At 64.9% G+C, this 7,491-nt stretch carries 4 protein-coding genes and 2 pseudogenes; 1 reads left to right on the top strand and 5 read right to left on the bottom strand.

Features of this window, described 5'->3' with window-relative positions:
• Positions 1 to 176: 176 nt before the first annotated feature.
• The 3 genes from ACFYXH_RS42070 to ACFYXH_RS42060 all read right to left on the bottom strand — a co-directional run bounded on the left by ACFYXH_RS42070 (position 177) and on the right by ACFYXH_RS42060 (position 3,652).
• Complete coding sequence (locus ACFYXH_RS42070) at positions 177 to 1,100, bottom strand: peptidase (RefSeq protein WP_389575057.1); 924 nt, start codon at positions 1,098 to 1,100, stop codon at positions 177 to 179.
• A gap of 64 nt (positions 1,101 to 1,164) precedes the next feature.
• Positions 1,165 to 2,757 (bottom strand): beta-propeller fold lactonase family protein, encoded by a 1,593-nt coding sequence (locus tag ACFYXH_RS42065; protein WP_389575054.1) that lies wholly within the window; start codon positions 2,755 to 2,757, stop codon positions 1,165 to 1,167.
• A 616-nt stretch (positions 2,758 to 3,373) separates the two neighbouring features.
• Positions 3,374 to 3,652 carry a transposase gene (locus tag ACFYXH_RS42060; RefSeq protein WP_389575060.1) on the bottom strand — a complete coding sequence of 93 codons (279 nt, stop codon included), beginning with the start codon at positions 3,650 to 3,652 and terminating at the stop codon, positions 3,374 to 3,376.
• Positions 3,653 to 3,737: 85 nt separating this feature from the next.
• Between ACFYXH_RS42060 and ACFYXH_RS42055 the strand changes: the two are divergent.
• Positions 3,738 to 4,154, top strand: a pseudogene (locus ACFYXH_RS42055) (transposase); the annotation flags it as partial.
• A 90-nt stretch (positions 4,155 to 4,244) separates the two neighbouring features.
• Here ACFYXH_RS42055 and ACFYXH_RS42050 read toward each other — a convergent pair.
• Together ACFYXH_RS42050 and ACFYXH_RS42045 are read right to left on the bottom strand one after the other, a co-directional pair.
• Positions 4,245 to 5,069: pseudogene (locus tag ACFYXH_RS42050) on the bottom strand (transposase); the annotation flags it as partial.
• 106 nt (positions 5,070 to 5,175) lie between these two features.
• Positions 5,176 to 6,960: a reverse transcriptase domain-containing protein gene (locus ACFYXH_RS42045; RefSeq protein WP_389575051.1), complete on the bottom strand. Its 1,785-nt coding sequence runs from the start codon at positions 6,958 to 6,960 to the stop codon at positions 5,176 to 5,178.
• Positions 6,961 to 7,491 lie beyond the last annotated feature (531 nt).

The following is a 7,491-nucleotide window of genomic DNA, read 5'->3' as shown; positions in this document are numbered from 1 at the left end:
AGCTTCGTTGCCTGTGGTCTCGCGCCCTCCTGGCATCGTCACACCGCCGTGACCTGCACACTCACGAGATCACCAGGACTTTGCAATCGCCCTGCATGCAGCTCGCGGCATAGAACACACCCAAAAACGGTGTCCGGAAAACGCGGTGCGGCTCAGGCAGACCTCACGAAGCACTACTAGCCGGTTCGCCGACGGCGTCGCAGGCCCGCCAGGGTGAGTCCGATGACGGCCAGGGCAGCGGCTCCGAGTCCGGCGTAGAGGAGTGTGCGGGATTTGGCCTCCTTGGAAAGCGTCACGGTTGCTGTGGCGTTTCGTTCCACTGTGCCGCTGCGGAGTCTCATCTTGGCTTTCCAGGGGCCGTCGGGCAATCGTGGCTGAAGGGGAACCGTGACGGTGCCCGTTCCGTGCGGGGGGAGTGTGGTGCTGGGGGGTACCCGGAACGGGCCTGCGCTGATTCCGCCGGGGCCATCGCGTAGGTCGAGTGTCCCGCTCAGGTCCACTGCTCGTCTGCCGAGGTTTCGTACGACGGCGGTGACGCTGGGGCGGCCCTTTTTGTCACGCGTGCCCCTCATCTTCTCGATCTTGAAGTCGGAGACGGGCTCTCCGCCGGGCCCGACGTCCAAGTAGATCCGCACCCCCACGCGGTGGATGCTGGCGACGTTGTGGGTGGCATCCGCTGCCGCGCTGTTTTCGGCCCACACGACGGCGTAGCGCTCTCCGGCTTGCGCGGTCCTTGGCACATTGATCGTGATCTCCGCCTCGGCTACTGAGTGCGGGCGCAGGTTCACCATGCCGGGTTTGGCTCTTGTCCACTGAGTCAGTTCGTTGGCCGTGCGCTTCGGGGCGAAAGTGAATCCGTTGTTCGTGATCGAGGCGGCGGCCGCATACAGGTCGATGCGACGTGGGACTGACGACTTGTTGGAGATTTCGATCCGTCGTTGGATGGTGGCGCCCGGATTGAGGTGGTCGACGATGTAGGTACGTGCGCGCGGGTCGGCGCGCCGGGTCACGGGGGCTTCGAGGAGCCGGATTCCGAAGAATTCCGGCTCCGTGTCCGCGGCTGCCGCTGAGGTGACGCCGACCGGCGCGAGCCCACTCATGCCGAGCGCCGCTGCGGCGAGGGCCGCAGCGGCGATCAGGCTGGAGATCCGGCGAGATGGCTTGTCAAGCCACAGAATGGGTCACCGTCCCGGTGTAGGTGCCAGCGACTGCGTCGTCGGGCACGGCGACGTCCAGGGTCGGGTTCCATGTGACGGTGTTGTTACCGGAACCGCCCACTTTGCTGTGGGCGGTCCGGGGGGCGGCGAGGGTTCCGGGCGTGCCTGCGGTGAACGGCCCGTTAACCTCAGCAACGGGATCTCCGGGTGTGTAGGTGACGGCCTCGCCGGAGATGGGGCTGCCGCCAGGGGTGGTGAAGTCAGTGGTCAGGGAGGCGATGGCCACCCAGCTGGCATCGGCCAGCGAACGCTGGTCGTCCACCGTGACGTTGCCGAGCTGGCCGGTGGCCGTCCCGCCCGGAGCGGCCGCGCTCAATGCGGCTGTGGCGGGAACGGTGATGGTCAGGCCGTCGGTGGGGGTGACCTCGAACGTGACCACCGTGTCCTCCCGGGTCGCGGAGGCCGCCGCTCCTACCGGACTACCGCCGACGGTGAGGAGGGTGGCGCTGGCCGTGTCGGTATCGGTGTCGATCACCGACACGTTGTTGCTGGTGGCGTTTGTGACGTAGGCCTTGGCGCCCTTTGCGGTGACGGCTACCCCACGGGGACCGTCACCGATGTTGGTGGTGATGGTGGAGGCGACGGCGTCGGTGGTGGTGTTGATCACGGACACGCTGTCCGAGTTGTAGTTGACGACATAGGCCTTGGCTCCGTTGGGTGTGACGGCCACCTCTTGTGGGTCTGAGCCGACAGTGATGGGGGTACCGACGCTGTTGTCGGAGGTGTCGATCACCGAGACGGTGCCGGCGTTCACGTTTGTGACGTAGGCCTTGGCGCCGTTGGGGGTGATGGTCACCCCTTGGGGAGCGTCCCCTACGCCGACGGTGGCGGAGACGGTGTTAGTGGTGGTGTTGATCACGGACACATTGTCCGAGCCGCTGTTGGTGACGTAGGCGAAGGCGCCGTCGGGAGTGACGGCCACCTCCGACGGGCCTGTGCCGACGGTGATCGGCGCGCCGACCACGGTGTCGTTGGTGGTGTCGATCACCGAGACGGTGCCGTCGCTTTGGTTGACGACATAGGCCTTGGCGCCGTCGGGAGTGACGGCTACCCCTACTGGCCGGTCGCCGACAGTAATGGTGGAACTGACGCTGTTGTCGGAGGTGTCGATCACCGACACGTCGTCGCTGTCGACGTTTGTGACGTAGGCCTTGGTGCCGTTCGGGACAATGGCCACGATTTGGGGACTGTCGCCGACGGTGATGGGCGCGCCGCTCACGGTGTCAGTGGTGGTGTTGATCACCGAGACCGTATCGCTGGCGGAGTTGGCCACATAGAGGAAGTCCGAGGGCGTCGCGGCTGCAGGAGGCGCGGTGATCATGGGCAAGATCACCGAAGCCGCCGCCACCAAGCCCAAGGCGGCCGCCCGCTGGCGGGTCCACCGCAAGCTGGGTCGGTGCCGTTTCCCAGGCCGCCCTGCGAGGCGATCAGCCATTTCTGGCTGATGAGCCCGTTGTCCGAACACGAGGACCTCCACGTTCACGATGATGACGCCCGCATGCGCTGGCGCCGAGATCATCCGCGATGACTCGAAGATCACTATATGAAGGCATATGCCGTGACACTCGCATTAGTTCGGGTAGTCCGTTTCGTGTCCATTTTCTTCTGTCTATATGTCAAATGGATGCACAGGTTTTCCAGAGGGGCCGGTTGCCGAACAGCCAGTGCCCCGCTCGGTGCTGATTCCCGAATCTCATGACGAAGCTCGTGAACGATCTCCGCGGCCAAGCGCTTGACGAGGTCAAGCGCGCGGTCGCGATAACGGGCTGCCCCCGCGATTGATCGTGGGCGAGCCGCGACATGAGGGTGGCCACGCGGGTTCTTGAGGTGTGGAGCCCTCGCAAGCCCGCGCGGCGATGTCTCATTCTTCCTTTTCTTCCTTCTGTGCAATCGCACGCCAACATCTGGGCGTGTCGATCGAGGAACTCGCGCCACACTGGGAAGCGCGCTGTGAGTCCGGACGCCGTGAGCGGCGCGAGGGTGCCTGTATGCGGGGCGCCGGGGGTCCGGCCGCTGATCCTATGACGCGGCTTAGGACTGTTCGATCTCCGCCATCAGCAACCGCAGGGTGAGCGAGTGCTTGTCGGGAGGCAGAGCTTCCAGAGCTGCGCGAGCATAAGCCGTCCCACCTCGAGGGTCGCCCGATCGGGCAAGCGTCAGCCCGCAGTGCATCTCAAAGTGCGTGGCGAACCTCGGCAACGTCGCCGGCAGCTCCTTGGCGGCCTGGTCCTGGGCCTCGATAGCCTCATCTCATCCCCCAGCCGGCCAAGCCGGTCCCGTGGCACCTGCACCGTCACCGCGCCGACCTCTGTCATCACCTTCCGCGGCCGGTATCCGTTGCGGCCGTTGCCTCCGGACCGGGTGCCGCGGCCGCCGGTGCGGCCGGCCTCCTCGGCCAGGTGCAGATCCATCTCCGCCTCGACGGCGGCCTGCATCAGATGCCTCGTGAGCTCGACCAGCAGCCCGCCCTCGCCCATCAGCCTCAGCCCGCCGTCACGGACCTTGCCGGCCGCGAGCTCGGCCGAGTCCGACCGCCCAGCCGTCTCGCCCCGCCGCTTCAAGAGCCTGCTCTGCACCGCCCCCGACCAGCTGAAGGACAAGGACCGCGAGCTCCTCGCAGCGCTGACCGGGGCCTGCCCCGAGACGACCGCCCTGGCCGGGCACATCCGCTCCTTCGCCGCCCTGCTCACTCCCGCCGCCGACAACACCCGACACCTCGAGGAGTGGATCTCCCAGGTCCGCGACGACGACCTGCCCCACCTGCACGCCTACACCCGCGGCCTGGAACGGGACCAGCAAGCCGTGAACAACGCACTCACCCTCCCGTTCCACAACGGCGGGACCGAAGGCGTCAACACCAAGACGAAACTGATCAAACGTCAGATGTGCGGACGCGCCGGCTTCCCCCTCCTGCGTCACCGCATCCTGCTCAACTGATCCATCCCGGTTCACGATCACCAGCTACGAAAATCTTGTAAGAGCCTGATTCATGGCTCTGTCCCGTAGTCGGTGGTGACGCCGGGTGCGTCAGGGCAGGAGGATGCGGTGGCGGAGGAGGTCGAATCCGGCGCGTCCGTGCATCTGTCTCATGATCCTCTTGGTGCGGGTGTTGACGCCTTCGGTTCGGCCGTTGTGGTACGGCAAGGTGAGGCCAGCGTTGACGGCGGGTCGGTCGATTTCGAGACCGTTGGTGAGGCTGCGCAGGTGGGGCAGACCGACAGTGCGGGCCGCTGCGATCCACTCGGTGAGTTTCACGTCGTTGCCCTCGGCCGGTTTCAGCAGGGCGGCGAAGCCTCGTATGAGATGGGCGAGTGCGGTCATCTCCGGGCAGGCCGCGGTGATCTTCTCCAGCAGGGTCGTTTCCTTCGGGCGCAGGTTTTCGGGGTCGGTAAGCAGGAGGCGGCTGGCGTGACGTGGGGTGGTGACGGGGCGGTCGCCTTCAGCACGGCCCTGGTTGAGGTAACGGACCAGCAGGTTGGCGCTGCCGGTGTAGCCCAACTCGCGGATCTCCCGCAGCAGGTGGGTGACGGGCACGGCAGGGTTGGCCTGGCGCCGTTCGCGCAGGTGGTTGCGGTAGGGATCGACGAGGGTGGGGCGGTAGGAGGGGGCGATGCGCAGGGTCTGGGGTTCGGGCATGCGGGCGTAGCGTTTGACGGTGTTCAGGGCCACGCCCAGGCGGCGGGAGCAGTCGAGCAGGCCGACGCCTTGGCCGAGGAGACTGTGGACCCTGCTCCAGCGTTCGCGGGTGGTCTGCTCGCGTACTCCGCCGGGGCGTGGCGGGTTGATGGTGGCCCAGCATCCGGCGTGCGCGCGGACCTCGAGCTGGACTTTCTCGCAGAGATTTCGCCAGAGGGGTACTGGTGGGCCGTTGGCGAGGTGCCTGCTGAGCAGGTCCTTTTCCAACGGCCCCCAGCCCGAACGACGCATGCGACTTTCACCGCACATCGCTCTCCAGTGACTACTCCGTGAGTGCTGCGACGGGTCTCTTGCCGTGGATGTCCGCGTGACAAGTCCCGCAGACCACAAGGGTCTTGCGGTGTCGCGTGGTCATGAGATCTGCCCACGGCGGCCGATTGCCTGGTCGTCCGAGGTCCGCGAGCTTGGCGACGTGGTGGACTTCCACCTCGTCGATCCGTCCGCATGCCTCGCACCGTCCGGCGAGGAGCCGGGTGACCAACTCCTTGCGTTTGGTGTTGACCGGGGCCAGCCGACGGTCGTTGATGACCGTCTTCTTGTTCCGTCGTAGCGGGATCCCGCCGAACCGTCCGACCAGCGGTTTCCTGCCGATGCGTTCGACGCGGGCCTCGAAGCACTTGCGCTGCCCGTGCGCTGTCTCGATGGTGGCCGCGTGCTTGCGAGCCATCTTCGACACCGACGAGCGATGCTTGTTGGCGAGCGTCATCAGCATCGAGGTCTCCATGACCCATTGCAGCCGGGCGAGTCGGAAGACATCGCCGGCCAGCAGGTAGTACTGGACGATGCCGCGGTACTCGGACCCGTAGGTGCTGAGGATGACGTGGTCGTCCTGGTTCAGCAGTTCGGGCCGACGCGCGGGTTTGCCGCGCTTCATGTACTGGGCTTGCTTGGCAGATACCACCGAACGAGGGACGCGCAATCTGATGACCCCATTGACGGAGCGCCGTCCGCCAGAGATCTTGCGGTCGTTATGGTGCACGGTGATCTCGTAGCCGAGGAACCTCGCCGCCCGGGTGCGGGCGTGCGTGATGAGGGTCTTCTCCGGCGACAGTTCCAACCTGAGTTCCTCACGCAGGAATTGCGCCAGACGTCTCTTAATTTCCTCAGCTTCTACCTTTGGTCCGGCGAACCCGAGCAGGGTGTCATCGGCATAACGCACGTATCGCAGCCGCCGGTAGCCGGGATCATGAGTATCCATGCTGGGCATGCTGCGAAATTGCTTGCGCAGCTCCCGCACCTCGGCGCGGTCGCCGCGCTTGCGCGCGCGTTGCATAGCTGTCCACGCCCGGTGAAAGGCGCGGTTCCGCCTCCTGATCCCTCCCCGGGTGTATTCCGGGATCAGAACCTTTTCGACGTACTCATCCATCTTGTGCAGATAGATATTCGACAAGATCGGTGAAACAACTCCGCCTTGCGGACTCCCGCTGTGCGTGGCGTTCCAGACCCAGTCCTCCATGTATCCGGCTGTGAGCATGTTACGCATCAGCCGAAGGAACCTGTTGTCATGGATTTTCTCACCCAGAATCCGGAGCATGACCGAGTGGTCAAGCCGGTCAAAACACTGAGCGATATCTCCTTCAACAAACCAGGCTGTCCCCGTCCAGGTGTTGGCCACATGGCGCAGTGCGGTGTGGCAGCCCCGGTGGGGACGGAAACCGTGAGATGAGTTGGAGAACGTCGGTTCGTAATACGCCTCAAGCAGCAGGCGGATCACCTCGCCGACGAGCTTGTCACTCCACGGAGGCAGGCCGAGCGGCCGCAGCTTCGTGCTGCCCCGCCCCTTCGGGATGTAGACCCTTCGGGCCGGGCTCCATCGGTAGCGTTCGTGGCGCAGCGCGTCGATGACGTGCTCGATCTTGCCCAGCGACATGCCGTCCACGGTCTCCCCATTGACTCCAGGTGTCATCGCTCCCTTGTTGGAGTACAGACGTCCGTAAGCCAGTAGATACAACTGCGGATTGAAGAGCTGTCGATACAGTTCATTGCACGGCAGACCACGCCTGCCGCGTTCACGGAGGACACTCAACACCGTTTCGGCGCTCTGCATTTCGCATACCTCCCGAGTCGTGAGTGTCCGATCACCTGGCCCCCTTCGCCCGATGTGGACGGCTTTCCCGTCCTCCTTGGCCGGTCGTGACTCCGGCGACTACTACGGGGCCTCCGTCGCCATAGGAAGGTCTCCTCCCTTAGGCGATCCCATGTTCGTCCTTGTCGTACTTCATAGCGTGATGTAGGCGCCCAACTCATCCCCTTGAATGCCCTCGTTGGGCATCGCTCCGTGCTCCAGAGGTTGCGTTGGCCATGGCACAAAGCCATCGCAGGGCACGGCGCCGGTTTCAGATATCTTTCCGGCGGACTCGACCTTCAGTCTTCTGGGGATTTGGGTTCAGGCAATCCAGCTTTCGCCATGTCACGCGGGTCCCTCGATACCCCGTCTCTGATACCTGAGCCCGGTCATCGATTTCCTGGCATGCTGCGGTCCCCCAGGGCGATTGCAAAGTCCTGGTGATCTCGTGAGTGTGCAGGTCACGGCGGTGTGACGATGCCAGGAGGGCGCGAGACCACAGGCAACGAAGCT

This window comes from Streptomyces sp. NPDC002730, assembly GCF_042888805.1.
GTDB lineage: Bacteria > Actinomycetota > Actinomycetes > Streptomycetales > Streptomycetaceae > Streptomyces.
Note: the sequence above shows the minus strand (reverse complement) of the source record. Positions and strands in the feature narration are given on the sequence as shown.